This window comes from Actinomyces glycerinitolerans (assembly GCF_900098745.1).
Lineage (GTDB): Bacteria > Actinomycetota > Actinomycetes > Actinomycetales > Actinomycetaceae > Actinomyces > Actinomyces glycerinitolerans.
In genome coordinates this window covers 210,645-230,329 of record NZ_FQTT01000001.1, presented here as the reverse complement: position 1 = coordinate 230,329, position 19,685 = coordinate 210,645, and the positions used below count along the sequence as shown (strand labels likewise).

Below are 19,685 nucleotides of genomic sequence, written 5' to 3'. Positions count from 1 at the left end.
GTCACTCCCCCTTCTGGGCGGCTGTTGTCGACTCACGCCCCGCTCGGATAATGGGTCGGCGGGTCAGCGCGATGAACAGTGCGAACATGCTTCTGATGAGGTATACGGCAGCCTTCCAGGGATTGTTGGAAGGCGCGCCTGCTTGTCTAGGCCTCATGTCCACACCGACTTGATTCACGGTCAGTCCCGAGCGCACAGCGATGACCAGCGAGTCAATTGTGTCCCCCAAGTACTCGGCCGGATAGTGGAGGCAGTACTGGTCGATCGCGATCGCATCCGCCGCACGGAAGCCGCTGGTGACATCGGTTAGCCTGGTATGCGCAATCCGTCCGATAATGGTGGCGAGCATCACCATCGCCCAGCGCCTTGGCCCGCGTACCCGGTATGTTCCGGTCTTGGTGAAACGTGCTCCGATGGAGATGTTCGAGTGCTCGAGCCCAGCGAGTACCCGATTGATGTCACGAGGATCGTGCTGGCCATCCGCGTCGACTTGGATGGCTCTGGTGTAACCGAAACGGCGGGCGAACTTGTATCCGGTCCGCATCGCCCCGCCGACGCCGAGGTTATAGGGCAGATCGAGGACGTGAGCTCCGGCCTCTTGGGCGATCTGCGAGGTGCGATCGGTAGAGCCGTCGTTGACGACGAGCAGGTCGTAGTCCGGGACGATCCGGCGTAGTTCGCTAATGGTCCCACCAATCACGTCCTCTTCATTCCATGCCGGCATGATGACCAGCGTGCTGGGGAATTGGGTGGGCATGGCAACTCCTGCTGAGCGGGTTTTTTGTACGACTACGTTAGCAATTGGCTGAGATGTCTCGGAAACGACTCGCCTGCGCGGTTCGGCCTCTTGCGGTGGAGCATTCGCGGCCTCACTGTCCGGGTGCGGGCGGCTTGCCGCTGGGCCCGTCAGCGCCGCTCGCGCTCGAGCAGGCCGAGCAGGTACTGACCGTAGCCGGACTTGACCAGCGGTTCGGCGCGCTCGCGCAGGCCGTCGTCGTCGATGAAGCCCATGCGCCAGGCGACCTCCTCCGGGCAGCCGATGTTCAGCCCCTGCCGGTGCTGGACCGTGCGCACGAAGCTGGTGGCGTCGGCCAGCGAGTCGAAGGTGCCGGTGTCCAGCCAGGCGGTGCCGCGGGGGAGCACCTCCACGGTCAGTCGCCCGGCGTCCAGGTAGGTGCGGTTGATGTCGGTGATCTCGTACTCGCCGCGCGCGGAGGGAGCGAGGTTCTTGGCGATCTCAACCACATCATTGTCGTAGAAGTACAGCCCGGGAACGGCGTAGTCCGACTTGGGGCGGGTGGGCTTCTCCTCGATGGACACGGCCTTGAAGTCGGCGTCGAACTCCACCACACCGTAGGCCGTCGGGTCGGCGACCTGGTAGGCGTACACGACGCCGCCGTCGGGGTTGGTGTGGCGGCGCAGGCGCGTGCCCATGCCAGGGCCGTAGAAGATGTTGTCACCCAGCACCAGGGCGGCCGGCTGGTCGCCGATGAAGTCCGCCCCCAGCACGAAGGCCTGCGCCAGACCGTTGGGAACCTCCTGCACCGTGTAGGACAGGTTCACGCCCAGCTGGGAGCCGTCGCCCAGCAGCCGGTGGAAGCTGGGCGCATCGTGCGGGGTGGTGATGACCAGCACGTCCTGGATGCCGGCGAGCATCAGCGTGCTCAGCGGGTAGTAGATCATCGGCTTGTCGTACACCGGCACCAGCTGCTTGGAGGTGCCCAGGGTGATGGGGTTCAGTCGGGTGCCGGAGCCGCCGGCCAGGATGATGCCTCGCATGGGCACAGTCTGGACCATGCACACCCCATTTCGTCGCAATTGGGGCGGCCGGGTTTTTGCGGTACTGTCTGACGGGTCCCGGAAGAAGACGAGTGCCGGGCTTACCTGGTACCGCCCGGGGCGGGTCGCCGAGGGGGCGGCTGGGAGCGAGTAGCCGTGAGCGCCGCTGGAAGCGTGTAGCCCTGAGCCGTCGCGAGTCCCGGGGCGGGGCGTCGCCGGCGTCATGACCGGAGGCGGCCGCAGCTTCCGTTACCGTTGGCCTTCATGGAACGTCTTGACGGTGCGCGGCAGCGCTACGACTGGGGCTCGCCCGAGGCCATACCCGAGTTTCTCGGCATCCACGAGGACGGCCAACCCTGGGCCGAGCAGTGGTACGGCGCTCACCCCGCCGGGCCCACCCGCGTGGGTGACCGCACCCTGGCCGCACTCATCGACTCCGACCCGCAGCGCCTGCTCGGGGAGGATGTGGTGCGGCGCTTCGGCCCCAAGCTGCCCTTCCTCCTCAAGTTCATCGCTCCCGCCCGCGTACTCTCCCTGCAGGTGCACCCGTCGCTGGAACAGGCGGTCGAGGGCTACGAGCTGGAGAACGAGGCCGGTGTTCCCCTGGACAGTCCAATGCGTAACTACAAGGACGCCAACCACAAGCCGGAGATGGTGTTGGCGCTGACCCACTTCGAGGCGGTCACCGGCTTTCGGGCGCCGCGGCGGGCCGCCGAGGTACTGGCCGAGCTGCGCTCCCCGTTGGCTCGGCGCATGCGTCGCACCCTGCGGCTGAATCCGACCCGCTTCGGGATCCGGCAGGTGTTCACCGACCTCGTCTCCGCCTCCACCCGGCCCGCGCCGGCGGAGATCGCCGAACTGGTGGAGGAGATAGATGCCCGGCTCACCGCCGGAGACTCGCCGTCGCGGCGGGTTGACTCCAATGTGATCAGCATGTGGCGGTCCTTCCCCGGCGATCCGGGCGTGGCCGCAGCGCTGCTGCTCAACCCCGTCACCCTGCGGCCGGGCGAGGCCCTGTTCGTGCCCGCGGGCAGCGTCCACGCCTACATCTCAGGCATGGGCATCGAGGTGATGGCCTCCTCCGACAATGTGCTGCGCGCCGGGCTGACCACCAAGCACGTGGACGTGCCGGAGATGCTGGCCTGTGTGGACTATGTGGCGGCGCCCCCGGTGCGTCCCGCCCCCGAGTACCTGTCCCGGGCGACCCGCGCCTATTACGTGCCCGTGGACGACTTCGAGCTGCTTGTGACCACCGTGGTCCCCTCCGACGGGCGCGTGCAAGTGCCCGGCCGAGGGCCGCGGATTGTGCTGGCGACCGAGGGGAGTACGACGGTCACCACGCCTGCCGGGCAGGCGCCGCTGGTGCGCGGACAGGCGCTGTTCGTCGGCGCCGACGAACGCACCCTGGCGGTCGAGGGGGAGGGGACCGTCGTCCAGGCCGACGTGCCTTAGTCGGTGTCGGTTCTGGCGTGGCGCCGGGCGCTCTGGGGTAATCGGCTGGAAGCGCCGTGCCGCAATGACCGGTCTCGGTGCAGCTTCGACCTGCCTCGGCGGCTGGGCGGTTAGGTCGTGTTGTGTGAGTCGTTTGTGCCGGTGGGGCGGTGCTGGTGATGTGGGTGGTGGTCTGGTAGCGGATGGCGAGTTCGTCGTGTCTGGTGGCTACGGGGCTCCAGTTTGAGTGGGCTGTGTGCGCTCGTCGAAGGGGGCGAGTGGGTCTTGTACCGCCCCGGTTGGACCGCCCACGCCCCGATGGACCGCCCACGCCCCGGTTGGACCGCCCACGCCCCGATGGACCGCCCACGCCCCGGTTGGACCGCCCACGCCCCGGTTGGACCGCCCACGCCCCGTTGGACCGCTGTAACCGGCGGCTACGGCGGTCCAACGGGGGAACAGGGGTCCAACCGACAGGCTCAACGGCCACGTACACAGACACCCAACCGCGCACCGCCACCCAAGCACTTACACAACAGGACCTAGGTGCCCTCCTGGCGGGCGGCCGTCTGGGTGAGCTCGGCGTCCGCGTCGGGGGAGACGAGCACCGCGGTCAGCCCGTTGCGCCAGGCGGCGAGCACGCCGCGCATCGCATCCAGGGCGGTGTCGGAGCGCACCAGTGCGGCTCGCGGCCGCGTCCAGGCTGCGGAGGCGTGCTCCGCGGCGCCGGGGGCGTCGGTCGGGTTTGACGACTCGGCCAGCCCCGCGACCAGGGCGGCGCGCGAGATCCCTGCGGGCGTGCCCGAGGCTTGCGTCGCATCAGCCCGGAAAGCGGTGCGGGCGCCATCGACGGCCGGTGCGGTGAAGGAGTCCGCGTAGCCCATGACATCGGCTACGCCATCGAGCACCAGCGGCGGCAGTTCGCCCGGCCAGCGCATGGCCAGGGCGGCGCGCGGCACCAGCACCTGCAGCTGCGCATCCGCATCCAGCTCCTCCGGGGTGAAAGCCACCGACACGTCGGCGGGGGCGTCGAAGGTCACCGTCCCACCTGCGAGCCAGGTGCCGCAGCACCAGGTCACCGTGCGCCAGTGCGCCCCCAGGCTCAGTTGCACAAGCGGGTACGCCTCGGCGCCCACGGCCGGGGCCTCCTCGGCGAGCAGATGAGCGATCTTGCATTGCCACATGTTCAGCACCCGCCCGGTCAGTTCCACTCGCTCGCCCGGCGCGTACCACACGAGCCAGGCGCGGTCGGCGTCCGCCGCCGTGGGGAGCAGGTCGGCAAGAGGGTCATGCGGGTGGGTGGTGTTGCGGGTCACGGCACAGATCTAAGCAGAGGACCGGGGTCGCTGCCGTGGCGCGGCGTTCTCGCCGCTGATTGCCGTGAGGCTGTCGCCGTGGGGCGTCTTGACGCTCCCGGAGAATCGGCTGTGAGCCACGTCACGATACGTAAAAGTTCAGTCTTATAACGGCGTGTCTGCGCCGGTCTGCGTGCCGTCGCAATTAAGTGAACTTCTCTGCCGCGGCTTGACTCACGGCGGCTCACACCCGTGTAATTCTACGTGAACATCGTCCGCATCCTGAAGGGAAGCCATCGTGTGGAACATCCTCGGCGACGGGCCGCTTGAGCGGTCCGACGACGCCGACGACGAGGCGCTCCTCCTTCTGCTCGGCGACGACGATCCAGACGAAGGCCCCCTGGCCTGGCAGGAGCGCGCGCTGTGCGCTCAGACCGACCCCGAGGCCTTCTTCCCTGAGAAGGGAGGTTCCACGCGCGAAGCCAAGCGCGTGTGTGCCTCTTGCGAAGTCCGTGAGGAATGCCTGGAGTACGCCCTGGCCAACGATGAGCGCTTCGGGATTTGGGGAGGATTGTCCGAGCGCGAGCGCCGCAAGCTCAAACGGCGCGCGGTATGAGCCAGGCGGGAAGCGCCGCCCAGCAACCTGCACCCGGCGGGGTCCTCGCGGTCCTCGTCTCAGCCGGGGTCACCCCCTACTTGCCTGAAACCCTGCATGCCCTGGCCGGCCAAACCGTCGCTCCCGACGTACTGCTGATCGTCGACGTCGCCTCTCGCGCCAACGGACTCGGTGACGGTACACCCATCGAGGAGGCCGTGGTCGAATCCGGTACCGACGCGGTCACCGCTGTACGCGTGGTACACGTACCCGAGGCCACCGGTTTCGGCGACGCCGTCGGACGCGGCCTGACCAAGTACGCCGAGCTGATCGCCAAGGGCAACCGCAAGCGCCGCCGTCACCGCGACCACTTCACGGGGTCGCGCCAGACGGACCGGCCGGACGCGACCACCGGCGCCGTTACCACCGCCTCCGGGCAGCTGACCGGCCCCACCGGCGCCATGTCGCCGATCTCCGATACCGAGATCTACCGTGCCACCGAGGTCGACGCACCGGCAGCCCAGCCCACCGAGGGCTCCTGGCTGTGGCTGTTGCACGACGACTCCGCCCCCGATCCCGACTGCCTGGCGGCGCTGCTCGCCGCCGTACGCACGGCCCGCTCCATCGCCCTGGCCGGGCCCAAGCAGGTCGACTGGGAACGGCCCCACGAACTGCTCGAGGTGGGCCTGCGCACCACCGCATCCGCCCGCCGCGCCAACGACGTCGTCGAGGGGGAGGTAGACCAGGGCCAACACGACGACCGCACGGACATGCTTGCCGTCGGCACCGCCGGGGCGCTGATCGACCGCGCCGTCTGGGACCAGCTCGGGGGCATCTCACCGGCGTTCCCGCTCTTCGACGACGGCCTGGAGCTGTCCCGCGCCGTGCGCCTGGCCGGCCACCGCGTCGTCGTGGTGCCCGACGCCGTCCTGCGCCACCGCCGCGCCAGCTACCTCGGCCTGCGCCCCGCCCAACAGCCCCACGGCCCGCACCGCGTCCCTGGTCACGCCGACCAGAGCGATACGCCTCCGACCGTCGCCGTCCCCGAACCCGATCCGGACCGCTCCTTCCGCGCCCGGCGCAGCGCGCAGCTGACCGCATGGGCGACCTTCTCGGCCCGTCCCTTGCCGTTGCTGCTGGCCTGGATCGTCCTGCTCGGGCTGGCCCGTGCCGCCTGGCGGCTGCTGACCAAGGCACCCGCGCTGGCCCGTGACGAGTTGGCCGCCGCCCTCGCCGTCGCTCGCAGCGGCGCCGCGATCCGGCGCGGCCGCAGGCGGCTCGCCGCGCACCAGGACGTGCGTCGCACCGTACTGTCCGAGCTGTACGTCAGCGCCGCCGACATCCGTGCCGCCCGCCGCGACCGGCGGCGCCAGGAGCGCGAGCGCGCCGCCCGTGAGGCCGCCCGCAGCGAGTTGGAACTGCGTGAGTTGGCCGCCCTGACCCGGCGGCGGCGCCTCGTCCTGGCCGGCGTACTGATCGTGGCGGGAGCCTTCGCTGCTGTCGGGTTGTCGCAGGTCCTGGTCGCCCGCACCGTGACCGGTGGCGCCCTGCCCGGCCTGGGGGTCAGCGGGCGCGACCTGTGGGACGCCGCCTGGTCCACCTGGGGCGGCTCCGGAGACGGCTATCCCGCCGCCTTGAGTCCACTGCTGGCCACCCTGGCCCTGCCGGTGGCGGTCGGCTCCTGGGTCGGCCTCGACGGTGACGCCCTGGTGCATATCCTGCTGGTGCTGGCCGTCCCCCTGGCGGCGCTCGGCGCCTGGTACGCCGCCGGCACCGTGACCCGCCGCAACCCGCTGCGCGCCTGGGCGGCGCTCGTTTGGGCGCTGGCCCCGGGGCTGCTGCTGGCCGTCGGACAGGGACGGCTCACCGCCGTCATCGTGCACCTGACGCTGCCGTGGGCGTTGACGGCGCTCGCACGCGCCGTGGGGGCGGATCGGCGCGACGTGGTCCTGTCCGGGATGGTGGGCGCGCACCACGCCACCCAGGCGGAGAAGGCCGAGCTCGACCACTTCGCCGCCGCCCGCATTGAGGACCTGGCCGAGCTGGCCGACGACGACCCCGCGGCCCCTCAGGAGGCGCAGGACCAACTGGCGGAGGTCGCCGACGCTTCCGAGGCGGACGCACCGGGCGACGCTTCCGAGGCGGACGCACCGGGCGACGCTTCCGAGGCGGACGCACCGGGCGACGCTTCCGAGGCGGACGGCCTCGCCGCATCGGAGGCGTCCGCGGACGTCGAGCCGCCGGCAACAGACGCTGCCGCCGCTGAGCCCGTCGAGGTGCCCGAGGCCGCCGGCCCGCCGCTGCCCTTGCCGGAGCGCTACGGCCCCGGCTCACCCACGGCCGCCGCGGCGGCGGGACTGCTGCTCAGCCTGATCGTGGCCGCCGCCCCCGCCACCGCCGCGCTTATCCTCGTCGGCCTGATTGTGCTGACGGCATGCATGCGCCGCAGCGCGCCGCGCCTGCTACTGACGCTCGTACCGGTCGCGGCCACCGCCACCCCCGCCTGGTGGCGCGCCGCGCGCCTGGCCCAGGCCGGTGACGTGGACGACGGCGTGCACTATCTGCTCACCGACACCGGCCTGCCAGCTGCCGTCGCCCCTCCCAGCACCATCGAAACCCTCCTGGGCATGCCGCAAGACGTCGAGTCCCTGATCGCCGACCCGAACCTTGCGCTGACCGCCAAGGCCCTACTCGCCATCGTCCCAGTCGCGGCGGTCTTCGGCTTGCTGACCGGTGGGCGCCGCGGCAACTGTGCCCGCGCCGGTTTCCTCATGGCGCTGGGCGGGCTGGCCCTGGCCGCCGCCGGGACGCGCGTCATCGTCGCCGTCGGCACCCAAACCGACGGCACCGGCTCCGTCACCGTAGCCGCCTGGGCCGGCACCGGCGTCTCCTTCGCCCTTGCCGGCCTGCTCACCGCCGCCCTGGCCGCCGGCGACGCCGCATATGCGGCCCTGCCCGCCCACGCTCCCGGCTGGAGGCGCTGGGCGCGCGTCGGGCTGGTGGGCGCCGGTGTCATCGCCGTCGCCGCCCCATTGAGCGTGGGCGGGGCCTGGGCCCTGGCGGCCCACGCCTCCACCGCCACCGGCACCGACGCCGATGTGATGGCCCTGCGGCCCGCCGGCAGCCGCATCCCCCTGATCGCCGCTGAGATCCAGTCCTCCGACACCGCCGGACGCATACTGATCCTGTCGGGAGGCGACTCCGGACTGCGCGTGCGCATCTGGCGCGGGGACGGCACCCAGCTGACCGACGTGACTCCCGACGTCCTGACAACCCAGCTCGCCACGCGCATGGCGTCCGGAACCACCGCGGCCGCAAGCCCCGCGCCGGCCGCGACCGCGGCAGACGACCCGCTCACCACCACCCTGACCGACCCGGCCGACGCCGAACTCGCCGACCTGGTGGTGCGCGCCGCCGCCGGCCAGGACGAGGACGTGGCCGACGCCCTGGCCGCCCACGGCATCGCCGTCGTGCTGCTGACCGACGCCGTCGGCGACGAACTGACCGCCTCCACCCGCGCCGGCCTGGAGGCCACCCCCGGCCTGGAACAACTCGCCCGCACCGACTCCGGCACCTCCTGGCGCGTCGCCCCCGCCGCCGCCCCCGAATCGGCCCGGGCCGTACTGCAGGCCGCCGACGGCACCGCCACCACCATCCCCGCCAACGCCACCGGAGCCACGGCCGTCCGCACCGCCCTTCAGGCGGGCACCGGCAGGCGCGTGCTCATGCTCGCCGAGCGCAACGACGGTGCCTGGCGGGCCACCCTGAACGGCGAGCCACTTGCGGCCACCACCGTGCCCGACGCCGCCGGCAGCTGGCGCACCGCCTTCATCGTCCCCGCCGACGGCGGCGAACTCGTGGTCACTCACGGCACCGCCCTCGGCGCGATCGCTGCTCGCGGCATCCCCGTCATCTGGGTCATCACCGCCCTGTTCGCCCTGCCCCTGCGCCGCAGGAGGCGCACCGTATGAGCCTTCCCCGTCGCAAACTCTTCGCCATCGCCGGGCGCGTCGCCTCCGCGCTCCTGCTGCTGGCCGCGGTCCTCGCCCTGACCTGGTGGGGGACCGGCAGTCCGCGCGCGACCAGCCAGAACGTAACCGCCACCGCGGTGCCCGCCCCTGCCGCCGACGTCATCTACGCCTGTCCCGCAGCCCCGAACAACACCATCGGCGGCATTGACCTCGACGAGCCCACGGCATCCACCACCATCACCGCACTCGACGCCGACTCCACCCTCACCTACGGCTCGGAGTCGCTCGAGGACGCCACCACCACCTTCGATACCGCCGACGGCGGCATCCTGACGGTGCGGGCCCCCGGCGGCCAAGCCACCGGCGCCGTCGCCACGGTCACCACCCTGACCGCCGGCGGCGACCTGCGCGGCCTGAGCGCCGCCCCCTGTGCCGCCCCCGCCTCCGTCGCCTGGATCGTCGGCGGCTCGGCCGCCGTCGGCTCCTCCTCCGAGTTGCGGCTGACCAACCCCGGACTGACCACGGTTACCGCCACCATCCACCTGTACGGCTCCACCGGTGAGCTCACCCTGCCATCCTCCGGGCAGGTGGCCGTCGGCGCCGGTGAGACCGTCGGCGTGCTGCTCGAGGCCGCCGGGGCCGCGGACGACCGCCTAGCGCTGAGCGTGGAGGCGGACGGGGGCGTGCTCATTCCGGCCCTGGTCACCGAGTCCCTCGACGGTGAGACCCCCGCCGGCGTCGACACGCTCACCGCCGGCGCCGCTCCCGCCACCGACCTGACCATCCCCGGAGTCGTGCTCGTGGAGGCCGCCGCGCAGGGGGAGACGGAGACCGACGGCGCCGACTCCTCCGACTCCCCGGCCGTGCGCGTGGTCAACCCCGCCGAGGCCCCCGCCACCGTGTCGATCTCTCTGATCGGCGCCGACGGCGAGGAGGACCTGCCGGGCGCCACCGCCGTGACCGTCGACCCGGGCGCCGTCTTCGACATCTCCCTGGCGGGCGTGGACCCCGGTGCCTACGCCGTGCACGTGACCTCGGACGCGACAGTGGGCGCGGCCGTCAAGCTTGTGCGCAGCGCGGGGGAGTACCCCGACCGCTCCGGCGCCCTCGCCCACGACACGGCCTGGGTGCAGGCCGCCGCCGACGCCGCGGGCTCCACCCTGGCCGTGCCCCGCGAGGGCGGCCTGGACGCCACTGTGGTGCTTACCAACTCCGGGGCAGCCGACGCTACCGTCACCCTGACCTCAGCGGATGGGGAGTGGACCGACGAGGTCACGGTCCCCGCCACCACCACGCTCACCCCCAGGGTTCCCGACGAGGTGTCGGCGCTGGTGATCACCGGGGCCGGCGGGCAGCAGGTCTCCGCGGCCGCCGTCGTCACCACCGAGGTCTCCGGCGACGTGCCGGGCACGCTCATCTCCGTGCTCCCCACCGTGCCCGACGCCGCCGCCCAGTCCTCCCGCAACCTCCGGCTGTACTGACCCTTTCCCGGCTCTGTCCCGCATTCTGTACCGGCCTGCGAGGTCATCGTGACGGCGTCGTGGGCGCGCCCGGAACCGTCTCGTACACGAGTTCCCCACAAAGACACGCATTTTGGAGGTTTGCATGGGCGCAGCGCCCGCAAAGCTCTAAAACACGTGTACGCGACGCAAACGCGTGTGCATGACGCCGGGCGCGGGGCCGGGGCCGGCACTCCGCCCGAGGAGTCGGGCTCAGGCCAGCGGGTAGGCGAGGTCGGCGACATCGGTGGCGCCCACCCGCCAGGCGGAGCCGCTGCGCTGCCAGACCTGGCCGTCCGCGTCGGTCAGCTGCAGGGTGCCGGTAACGCGGTCGGCGGTCAGGGCGGTAGCCGCCGGCGAGGTGATCGGGGTGGTCAGCGCGCCGCCCACGGGAATCCGGGTCACGCCCGATGCCTCCGCGTCCTGCCCGTCGGTGGCTGCCGCCAGGACGGCTACGCTGACCGGGTCGTACCAGACGACGGCGTCGGTACGGGCTACGACGGCGGCCGGCAGCTCAAGCGGATCGCCCAGCCCGGTGGGGGCGTCCCCGTCGCGGACAATGGCGGCCACGCTCACCCGGTCCGCGGAGCCGTCGGCGCGGTGGCGCACCACGATGCGGGCGGACTCGGCGGCCAGGTCGAAGGCCAACACCTCCCGGTCCTCCAACCAGGGGGCGACGAGCGCGGCGCGTCGGCCGCGGCCATCCACCGCCAGCAGGGTTCCGGCGGTGGCGGTCCACACCCAGCCGTGGCGGTCGGCGATGGGGGCGAGCAGCTCGTGGGAGTCGGCTTCGGTGTCGGCGTCTCCCACCGACAGGATCACGTCGGCCGCGCTTGCGCCGGCAGGCACACGCAGCAGGCTGGAGCGGCTCAGGACGTAGACGGTGCCATCGGCCCCGAGCGTGGGGTGGGTGGCGGTGTCGGCGCCCAGGGTCTGGGCCGCCACCAGCGTGGTGCGGGTGGAGGCGGTGCCCTGCACGACTGCGCCCGTGCACATGCCGACCACCGCCCCGGGGTCGGTGTCCACAGCGGGCAGGGACGCCGCCGGTCCGAGCTCATTCCCGTCGGCTCGTACGGCCACGTCCTGCACCAGGATGCCACCGTCGGACGTCGCGCCGACCAGGGTGGCTCGGATCTGGGCGACCAGTAGCCCGGCCTGTGCCTGGTCCAGCGTGCCCAGGCCGGTCAGGTCCACGGCGGCGGTGCCGGCCTCCACCACGACGCCGTCGTCACCCACCGCGGCGGCCTCGGGGACGGCCGTGGCCACGCCCGCGGCCAGCCAGGTGGAGGGCCCGCCCAGAAGCGCCTCGATCAGTCGCCGGGGCAGCTCGTGCCGCGGCAACCACCGCAGCTCCGGGACCAGGCGCTCGTGGTCGGGGGTGAGGAAATACAGTGAGGCGGAGGCGAATTCGGTGGTCAGGTCACCATCGGACAGGAGCATTCCGGCCGGTAGTTCCGCTATGCGCCACTGGCCGGCGTCGTCGGCTACCAGCCCGTAGCGGCAGCGGTGGTTGGCCTCGGCGGCGGCGGTGAACACGCCGGCAGGGTCGACGTCGCCGATCAGATCCACCGTCACGTCCACCGCATCGTCGGCGAGGACGACCACCGGCGCGGTCGAGCCGTCGTAAACGCCCACCGTCTCGGTGGGTTGCCAGGAGGCGGCGGCATCGTCGGTCAGGAAGGCGCGGGCCGTGGCGAAGTCGTCGAAGAATCCGGCCGCGCAGGCACGCAGGAAGCCGATGACGATTTCCTCGGGGGCGGCGCCGTCGGCCGGGCCGGCCGCGCTCTGGACGAGTTGTTCGTCGGGACCATGGACGACGTTGGAACCGGAAACCTCCCCGGAGGTGGGCAGGCCCGTGCAGGCGGCGAGGGTTCCCGCGCCACCCAGCAGCAGGGCTGCGAGGGCCTGCCGACGTGGCAGTCCGCTTGCGCCGGTACCCCGGCCGGGGGCGGGCACGCTCACGGGTGTTCTTCCTCGCGCTGTCCGCGCGCCAGGGCATCTTCGGGAGTCTTCGCGGTGGGTGACTCATCCGCGCCAACGCCGGCACCTCGGCCGGGAGCCTCGGGGTCGCCGCCGTTGGGGCCGGCAATCCCGGCGTCGTCGTTGCGGTCGACGTCGGAGCGGCGGGAGGCCGGTGACGGGGTCAGGGCCGGGGAGACCGGCGCGGCCTCATCCGTCTGTACGGCGTGGGTGCCGGCGCGGGAGACGGGCGGGGCATCGTCGGGAACCACCCCCAGCGGGCCGGGCTTGGTGAAGGTGCCGGGGGTCGCGTCCGGACCGAGCCGACGCGGGAGTGTCAGCAGGAAGGAGGCGCCGTCGGCGGGCCAGCCCCAGGCGGTGAGGGTGCCGCCGTGTAGGACGGCGTCCTCCAGGGAGATGGATAGGCCCAGCCCGGTGCCACCCAGGGTGCGTTTGCGGGAGGGATCGGCGCGGTAGAAGCGGTCGAAGACCTTCTTGACCACGTCCGGGCTCATACCCACCCCGTGGTCGCGCACACGCACGGCGACGGCGTCGTCATTGGCGGCGACGGTGATGTCGATCGGGGAGCCCTCGGCGTGCTCGAGGGCGTTGACGATGAGGTTGCGCAAAATGCGTTCCACCCGGGCTACGTCCACCTCGGCAACCACCGGCTCGGCGGGCGCGTGCAGGCGGATCGGGGAGCCGGAGGCCTCCACGTGGACCGCCACCAGGTCCAGCACACCGCGCAGGGTGGCGGTGATGTCCGCCTCCGCGGCACGCAACTGCACTCGGCCGGAGTCGATGCGGGAGATCTCCAGCAGATCGGAGAGCATCTGCTCGAAGCGGTCGATCTCACGCATGAGGATTTCCAGGCTGCGGGCGGCAAAGGGATCGTGGATCTCGTTGCGGGCCTGCCAGATCTGTTCGGCGGCGAGCCGGATGGAGGCCAGGGGGGTGCGCAGCTCGTGGGAGACGTCGGAGACGAACAGTCGCTCCACCTTCGACAGGTTCTCCCACGCCTGGATCTGCGCCTCAAGCGAATCGGCCATGTTGTTGAAGGACCGGGACAGGGTGGCGATCTCGTTCTCCCCGACCACCGGTAACCGCTCGTTGAGGTGGCCCGCCGCCAGCCGCTCGGCGGCCAGGGAGGCGCGGCGAATGGGGATCAGCACGCGCGAGGCCAGGGCCCACAGGCCGATGATGAGGATGAGCAGGAAGCCCGCGCCGGCGATGACGATCGCCCGGGTGGCCAGGTCGATCACGTGTTGTTCTGGGGCCAGTGTGTACACGAGGAACAGGTCGTAGCCGCCGGCCAGCGGCAGGTTGACCCGGGCGCCGACGACCAGGCCCGGGTCGGTGCCGCCGGCCGAGTCCGGGATGCCGACGGACTGGGAGTACTCGGTCCCGGCCTGCCCGGCGTCCACCTGGGCGACCAGGTCGTCGGTGACGAGTGCGACCAGGTCGGCGTTGGTGGTCAGATCGTTGATGACGGTGGTGGCGGTCTCGTCCTCGGCACGGCGCAGGGAGACGCCCACGCCGCCGGCCCCGGCGAAGGAGTCATTGATGGCGGCGAGCTGTGCCTGCGCGGTGGTGGCCAAGTCGTCGGCCGTGTCCACGGTGGCGACGTCGAAGGCGGCCTGGGCGGCGACGGTGCGCTGGTGCGCGTCGGTGAGGATGGCCGCACGCCGCTCGGAGAAGACGTCATTGCGGATGGTCATGGTCACGGCCACGAGTAGCACCGCGATCAGCACGATCCCGGCGCTCGTGGCGAACAGCACCATGGAGGTGCCCAACGAGCGGCGTACCGCCCGCAGTGGGGACGTCAAGCCACGGCGCCCCACGTGCCGGCCCGGGCCCTGGCTATCCACGTCAGTGCCTCAGGTGGCGCGTCGGGCACGGGAGGCCGGCTGTGGGCGCCGGCCCTCCCGGCGGCGTCACTTGCCGTCGCCGGCGCGGTAGCCCACGCCGCGCACGGTGACCACGATGCTGGGGTGCTCGGGGTCCTTCTCAATCTTGGCGCGCAGGCGCTGGACGTGGACGTTGACCAGGCGGGTGTCTGCGGCGTGCTGGTAGCCCCAAACCTGCTCCAGCAGCTCCTCGCGGGTGAACACCTTCCAGGGGGTGCGGGCGAGGGTGACCAGCAGGTCGAACTCCAGGGGCGTGAGGTTGATGGGGGTCTCGCCACGGTGGATCTGGTGGCCGGAGACGTCAATGTCCAGGTCTCCGACGCGGACGTGCTCGGCACCGTTGGCGTCCACGTTGCGACGCAGGCGGGTGCGTACGCGCGCGAGCAGTTCCTTGGACTTGAAGGGCTTGGTGACGTAGTCGTCCGCGCCGGCCTCGAGGCCGGCAACGACGTCCTGGGTGTCGGTGCGGGCGGTGAGCATGATGATCGGCACGTCGGACTCGGCGCGGATGAGCTTGCAGATCTCCACGCCATCCAGGCCCGGCAGCATTAGGTCCAGCAGGACCAAATCCGGATCGGTCTCATGGAAGGCGTCGAGCGCCTTAGCGCCGTCGGCGCAGAAGGACGGAGTGTAGTCCTCCGCCTCGAGCATGATGCCGATCATCTCGGCCAGGGCAGTATCATCGTCAACGACCAGAATGCGAGTGCGCATGGCGCCTATCTTGACACGCGCAAGCGCCGTATATGGACGCCACACGCCTCTCAGTGACCTTCATCATATGCAACTTAGTGGCGACTAAGGTTCTCGGGAAGGCTTTTCTCCTCCTCAGGGTGGAGAACGCGAGCGCCGGCGACGTGAAACAGTATGCCCATGACCAGTGACAACACCGGATGGCAGTCTCCTTCCGGCGACGGCCCCACTGACGGCGCTTCCCACGACGCCGGAGCCTCCCCGAGTGCGGCACCCGGCCCGCGCTACGGCGCCTACGCCCCGCAGCCCGAGCGGCCCGGCTACGACCAGCAAGCGGAGTCGGGCGGTTATAGCGAGCAGCAACCGCCCGCATACGGCCAAAATCAGCAGACCCCAGCGGGACAGGGCTACGGGCCGGCCCCCCAGTACGGTCAGTACAGCCAGTACAACCAACCGGCCGGCGACTACTACGCCGCGGGCCCGGGTGGATTCTTCGCCGCCCCCAAGCCCGGCATCATTCCGCTGCGTCCGCTGAGCATCACCGAGATCATTGGTGGCGCCTTCGAGTCCCTGCGCGCCAACCCACGGGCCATGTTCCTGCCGTCCCTGCTGGTCATGGGGGCGGCCGGCCTGTTCTCCGCACTGATGGCCTTCATCTTCAGGCGCTCACTCATCTCTCTCGCCTCCGCGGACTACTACAACGACTACGACCCCACGGTCTCGCAGGCAGAAGCCTTCAACGCCACGTTGTCCCTGCTCGGGGGCACCCTGACCGGAACGATGCTGGAGGAGATAATCACGCTGCTGGCCACCGCCGTCCTGACCGGCCTGCTGACCGTCACCGTCTCCCGTTCGGTGCTGGGCCGCATCGCCACCCCCACGGACGTGTGGGAGCGCACCCGGCCGCGCATCTGGGCCCTGATCGGCCAGTCCATCCTGGTCAACCTGATTACCACCCTGACCGCCGTCCTGGCCGTAACGGGCGTCGGCCTGCTCTTCGCCGGCATGTTCTACACGACGTTCAACAGCGATGGGTCCGGAAACAGCCTGGTGCTGCTGGTGCTGCTGGGCTTCCTGCTGATGGTTGGCGGCGTCATCGCCGCGGCCTTCCTGGGGGTGCGACTGTCGGTGGCCGGGGCCGCCCTCATCCTGGAGAACGTGAGCGTGTGGGAGGGCATCCGCCGCTCCTGGCAGTTGACCCGCGGCAGCTTCTGGCGGGTGCTGGGAACGCTGCTGCTGTCGGCGATGCTGGTCAGCGCGGTCTCCGCTCTCATCGGCTTCCCGCTGGGGATGGTCACCGGTGTTGGCGGCGTGCTGGCCGGCGGCACGGTCATTGTTGCGTTGGATGTGCTGGTTACGTTTGCGACCTTCCTGGTCAGCGCGGTGATCATGCCGTTCTCCGCGGCCGTCGTCGCCCTGATCTACATCGACCTGCGCATGCGCCGCGAGGGCCTGGACGTGGAGCTGCGCCGTTCCGCCAACGTGTGAGCCGGACCGGCTGAGAATGATGACCACAGTGCTCCCGGTGCCGCTCCTTGACGCCGCCCGCATCGTGCACGCGGGGGGACGCAGGGGTGTGCCCGGGGACGTCCCTGCCACGCCCGACGCCGACCAGGCCCGTCGCGCCGCCGAGGAGGAACTGGCCAAGCCCGCCTACCACCACGCGGCGAGCGTGTGGCAGCGGATATGGCAGTGGCTGAGCCAGCACCTGGACCCGCGCGACGCCGTCCCCGGGGCGCCTGCCTGGCTGTCCACTCTGCTGGTCTTCGTGCTGGTGGCGGCCCTGCTGGTGGCCCTGGTGGCACTGATCACCCGGGTCACCTGGGCCCGACGCGCCACTCGGCCCGACGCGCCACTATTCGAGGACGACCGCGATGCCGCGGCCCTGACCCGTGCCGCCGACGCTGCCGCCGTGCGGGGCGACTGGGCGACCGCCGTCGTCGAACGCTTCCGAGCGGTGGTGCGCTCCCTGGATGAGCGCGGTGCCATCGAGGACTACCCTGGCATGACCGCGCATGAGGCGGCGAGGCTGGCCGCCCGGCCCCTGGGGGAACTCGCCGCTCAGATGAATCAGGCGGCCGGCTTGTTCGACGCCGTGCGCTACGGGCGCGTCGAGCCCACCCCCACCCAGGACACCTGGATGCGGGAGTTCGCCGAGCGGGTGACCCGTGCTCCCCTGGCGCTGGAGGCTCCAGCGGGGCAGGTGCACGCATGAGCACGCCCCGGACCACTACGACTCCCCCCGGTGACGCCCCGAAGGTCGCCGACCTCGGCGACCAGGTCGTCGGAGCGCGCCCCGGTGAACGGCTGCGCCGCTGGCGTCCCTTCCTGGCCGCCGGCGCGCTGGTACTGCTCGTCGCCCTGGCCACCTGGTGGGCCACTCCCCAGACCTCCAAGGTCCCCTACGCCATTGACAACCCCCATGACGACGGCGCCCAGGCGCTGGCCCAACTGCTGCGCGATGAGGGCGTGGACGTCACCAGCGTGAACACTGGGGACGCCGCCGTGTCCGCCGCCGCGGACGGCGCCACCGTCGTGGTGCTGAACGTGGGCGAAATGAGTTACTTCGACCGCGAGCAGCTGGCCTGGGTGGGGCAGGACGTGGTGGTTCTGGGGTCCCTGTATCAGGACTTCGGTGAGCTGAGCGACATGCTCCCCACCGGCACCAGCGCGGACGACTCCCTGCAGCCGGAGTGCACGGACCCGGATGCCGTCGCCGCCCGGTCCCTGGCGGGCTCGGCCGGCTCCGTCGCGCTGAACGACGTCGTCGGCGCGGTCGGCTGCTTCCCGGTGGATGCGGCAGACGAGGACGCATACGCGTACGCCACCGCCCCGCTGGACGGGGGCGGCACGTTGCGGGTGATCGCCGACCCGCGCATCGTCACTAATTCCAAGCTCACTACCGCCGGCAACGCCGCCCTGGCCATCCGCGCCCTGGGGCACAACCCGAAGCTGGTCTGGTTCGACGCCTCGCAGGCGGGCGTCGCAGTCAGAGTGTGGGACAGTCCGTCGCTGCCGCCGTGGCTGCCGGTGATGCTGTTCCTCGGCAGCGTGGTCGTGGTGGCGTTAGCGGTCGTGCGCGGGCGCCGCTTCGGCCGGCTCGTGCCCGAGGACCTGCCGGTGCTGGTGCAGGCCACGGAGACGGCCATCGGCCGTGGGCGCCTGTACCGCCGCGCCGGGGACCGTGAGCGCGCCGCCCAGGCGCTGCGGGCGGGCACGGCCCTGCGGCTCGGCCGGTCCCTGGGACTGTCCCCGGCCGCCTCCCGCAGCGAACTGCTGCATGCGGCCGCAGGCGCCTGTGGCCGACCCGTCGCCGAAATAGACCAGGCCCTGTACGGGCCGACCCCCGCGGACGACCAGGCCCTGGCAGATCTGGCCGTGCGTTTGGAACAACTCGAGAGCGAGGTCCACTTACGATGACCACTGCCCCCAACCCGCAGGACGCCCCGTCCCGCCCGGACGATCAGCACGAAGTGCCCTCTGCCGCAGTGTCGGCCGACGGCGCCCCCGGCCACGGCAGCGACCCGCGCGCCCGGCTGGTGGCCGTGCGCACGGAGGTCGCTAAGGCGGTGGTGGGCCAGGACCCGGCCGTCACCGGCCTGGTGATCGCCATGCTCGCCGGCGGGCACGTGCTCCTGGAGGGCGTGCCCGGGGTCGCCAAGACGCTGCTGGTGCGCACGCTGGCTGCCGCCCTGGACGTGGACACCAAGCGACTGCAGTTCACCCCCGACCTGATGCCCGGGGACGTGACCGGCTCGCTGATCTACGACGCTCGCACCGCCGAGTTCTCCTTCCGGCAGGGCCCGGTGTTCACCAACCTGCTGCTGGCCGACGAGATCAACCGCACCCCGCCCAAGACGCAGGCCGCCCTGCTGGAGGCCATGGAGGAGCACCAGGTGTCCGTGGACGGCGCCCCGCGCGCCCTGCCGGAGCCGTTCATGGTGGTGGCCACCCAGAACCCGGTCGAGTACGAGGGCACCTACCCACTGCCGGAGGCACAGCTGGACCGCTTCCTGCTCAAGCTCATCCTGCCGCTGCCCGAACGCGGCGAGGAGATCGAGGTGCTCACCCGCCACTCCACCGGCTTCAACCCCCGTGACCTGCCGGCGGCCGGCGTCCGCGCCGTCGCCACCCCCGCCGACCTGGCGGTCGCCCGCGAGCAGGTGCGCACGGTGGACGCCTCCCCGGAGGTGCTGGCCTACATCGTGGACCTGGTGCGGTCCACCCGCACCTCCCCTTCGGTATCGCTGGGCGTGTCCCCGCGCGGGGCGACGGCGCTACTGGCCACCGCGAAGGCCTGGGCCTGGTTGTCGGGCCGCGGCTTCGTCACGCCCGACGACGTCAAGGCGCTCGCCCTGCCGACCCTGCGCCACCGCATCCAGCTGCGGGCCGAGGCGGAGTTGGAGGGGGTGTCCACCGAGTCGGTCATCAATGGTGCGCTGCGCTCGGTGCCGGTGCCCCGCTAGCCGGCCGGGCCGGCAGCCCCCGGCGCTCCCCGCGTCGGCCGCACCCGCCGCCAAGCGGGGCTGGCCCCACATACCCGACAACCCACCGCCGAG

Annotated in this window: 14 protein-coding genes; 8 read left to right on the top strand and 6 right to left on the bottom strand. The window is 71.5% G+C overall.

Annotated features, from left to right (window positions below):
* Position 1: 1 nt before the first annotated feature.
* Positions 2 to 757 carry a glycosyltransferase family 2 protein gene (locus ACGLYG10_RS00930; RefSeq protein WP_073327155.1) on the bottom strand — a complete coding sequence of 252 codons (756 nt, stop codon included), beginning with the start codon at positions 755 to 757 and terminating at the stop codon, positions 2 to 4.
* A gap of 149 nt (positions 758 to 906) precedes the next feature.
* Complete coding sequence (gene rfbA / locus ACGLYG10_RS00925; protein WP_073327778.1) at positions 907 to 1,779, bottom strand: glucose-1-phosphate thymidylyltransferase RfbA; 873 nt, start codon at positions 1,777 to 1,779, stop codon at positions 907 to 909.
* A gap of 264 nt (positions 1,780 to 2,043) precedes the next feature.
* On the opposite strand from rfbA, the gene manA reads away from it, so the two are divergent.
* On the top strand, positions 2,044 to 3,231 hold the full coding sequence (gene manA, locus ACGLYG10_RS00920) for a mannose-6-phosphate isomerase, class I (protein ID WP_073327154.1): 1,188 nt from the start codon (positions 2,044 to 2,046) through the stop codon (positions 3,229 to 3,231).
* Between the two features lie 521 nt (positions 3,232 to 3,752).
* Here manA and ACGLYG10_RS00915 read toward each other — a convergent pair.
* Complete coding sequence (locus tag ACGLYG10_RS00915; RefSeq protein ID WP_073327152.1) at positions 3,753 to 4,526, bottom strand: TIGR03089 family protein; 774 nt, start codon at positions 4,524 to 4,526, stop codon at positions 3,753 to 3,755.
* A 346-nt stretch (positions 4,527 to 4,872) separates the two neighbouring features.
* Here ACGLYG10_RS00915 and ACGLYG10_RS00910 point away from each other — a divergent pair, with 346 nt between their 5' ends.
* The 3 genes from ACGLYG10_RS00910 to ACGLYG10_RS00900 are packed head-to-tail and all read left to right on the top strand — an operon-like array spanning position 4,873 to position 10,552.
* Complete coding sequence (locus tag ACGLYG10_RS00910; RefSeq protein ID WP_275405338.1) at positions 4,873 to 5,121, top strand: WhiB family transcriptional regulator; 249 nt, start codon at positions 4,873 to 4,875, stop codon at positions 5,119 to 5,121.
* A complete protein-coding gene (locus tag ACGLYG10_RS00905) occupies positions 5,118 to 9,071 on the top strand; it encodes a glycosyltransferase (RefSeq protein WP_073327149.1) in 3,954 nt (1,317 codons plus the stop codon). The genes ACGLYG10_RS00910 and ACGLYG10_RS00905 overlap by 4 nt, the downstream gene beginning before the upstream one ends.
* Entirely contained in the window at positions 9,068 to 10,552 is a 1,485-nt protein-coding gene (locus ACGLYG10_RS00900; protein WP_073327148.1) for a DUF5719 family protein, read from the top strand. The genes ACGLYG10_RS00905 and ACGLYG10_RS00900 overlap by 4 nt, the downstream gene beginning before the upstream one ends.
* A gap of 231 nt (positions 10,553 to 10,783) precedes the next feature.
* Here ACGLYG10_RS00900 and ACGLYG10_RS00895 read toward each other — a convergent pair whose 3' ends face one another.
* The 3 genes from ACGLYG10_RS00895 to mtrA form a co-directional block, all read right to left on the bottom strand.
* Entirely contained in the window at positions 10,784 to 12,532 is a 1,749-nt protein-coding gene (locus ACGLYG10_RS00895; protein WP_073327146.1) for an LpqB family beta-propeller domain-containing protein, read from the bottom strand.
* Positions 12,529 to 14,355, bottom strand: coding sequence for an MtrAB system histidine kinase MtrB (gene mtrB, locus ACGLYG10_RS00890; protein WP_244542522.1), 1,827 nt, complete (start codon positions 14,353 to 14,355; stop codon positions 12,529 to 12,531). The genes ACGLYG10_RS00895 and mtrB overlap by 4 nt, the downstream gene beginning before the upstream one ends.
* A gap of 108 nt (positions 14,356 to 14,463) precedes the next feature.
* Positions 14,464 to 15,147, bottom strand: coding sequence for an MtrAB system response regulator MtrA (gene mtrA / locus ACGLYG10_RS00885; protein WP_073327143.1), 684 nt, complete (start codon positions 15,145 to 15,147; stop codon positions 14,464 to 14,466).
* A 159-nt stretch (positions 15,148 to 15,306) separates the two neighbouring features.
* Between mtrA and ACGLYG10_RS00880 the strand changes: the two genes are divergently transcribed.
* The 4 genes from ACGLYG10_RS00880 to ACGLYG10_RS00865 are packed head-to-tail and all read left to right on the top strand — an operon-like array spanning position 15,307 to position 19,592.
* Entirely contained in the window at positions 15,307 to 16,614 is a 1,308-nt protein-coding gene (locus ACGLYG10_RS00880) for a glycerophosphoryl diester phosphodiesterase membrane domain-containing protein (RefSeq protein WP_073327141.1), read from the top strand.
* Positions 16,615 to 16,633: 19 nt separating this feature from the next.
* Complete coding sequence (locus ACGLYG10_RS00875) at positions 16,634 to 17,341, top strand: DUF4129 domain-containing protein (protein WP_083565255.1); 708 nt, start codon at positions 16,634 to 16,636, stop codon at positions 17,339 to 17,341.
* On the top strand, positions 17,338 to 18,546 hold the full coding sequence (locus ACGLYG10_RS00870; RefSeq protein ID WP_073327140.1) for a DUF4350 domain-containing protein: 1,209 nt from the start codon (positions 17,338 to 17,340) through the stop codon (positions 18,544 to 18,546). Before ACGLYG10_RS00875 ends, ACGLYG10_RS00870 begins: the two co-directional genes overlap by 4 nt.
* Positions 18,543 to 19,592 (top strand): AAA family ATPase, encoded by a 1,050-nt coding sequence (locus ACGLYG10_RS00865; protein ID WP_073327138.1) that lies wholly within the window; start codon positions 18,543 to 18,545, stop codon positions 19,590 to 19,592. The genes ACGLYG10_RS00870 and ACGLYG10_RS00865 overlap by 4 nt, the downstream gene beginning before the upstream one ends.
* Positions 19,593 to 19,685: the final 93 nt, after the last annotated feature.

What these genes read in the sequence shown, in the direction of transcription:
- ACGLYG10_RS00930 (WP_073327155.1), bottom strand. Translation starts at nt 757, where the DNA reads ATGCCCACCCAATTCCCCAGCACGCTGGTCATCATGCCGGCATGGAAT.
- rfbA (WP_073327778.1), bottom strand. Translation starts at nt 1,779, where the DNA reads ATGCGAGGCATCATCCTGGCCGGCGGCTCCGGCACCCGACTGAACCCC.
- manA (WP_073327154.1), top strand. Translation starts at nt 2,044, where the DNA reads ATGGAACGTCTTGACGGTGCGCGGCAGCGCTACGACTGGGGCTCGCCC.
- ACGLYG10_RS00905 (WP_073327149.1), top strand. Translation starts at nt 5,118, where the DNA reads ATGAGCCAGGCGGGAAGCGCCGCCCAGCAACCTGCACCCGGCGGGGTC.
- ACGLYG10_RS00900 (WP_073327148.1), top strand. Translation starts at nt 9,068, where the DNA reads ATGAGCCTTCCCCGTCGCAAACTCTTCGCCATCGCCGGGCGCGTCGCC.
- mtrA (WP_073327143.1), bottom strand. Translation starts at nt 15,147, where the DNA reads ATGCGCACTCGCATTCTGGTCGTTGACGATGATACTGCCCTGGCCGAG.
- ACGLYG10_RS00880 (WP_073327141.1), top strand. Translation starts at nt 15,307, where the DNA reads ATGACCAGTGACAACACCGGATGGCAGTCTCCTTCCGGCGACGGCCCC.
- ACGLYG10_RS00875 (WP_083565255.1), top strand. Translation starts at nt 16,634, where the DNA reads ATGACCACAGTGCTCCCGGTGCCGCTCCTTGACGCCGCCCGCATCGTG.
- ACGLYG10_RS00870 (WP_073327140.1), top strand. Translation starts at nt 17,338, where the DNA reads ATGAGCACGCCCCGGACCACTACGACTCCCCCCGGTGACGCCCCGAAG.
- ACGLYG10_RS00865 (WP_073327138.1), top strand. Translation starts at nt 18,543, where the DNA reads ATGACCACTGCCCCCAACCCGCAGGACGCCCCGTCCCGCCCGGACGAT.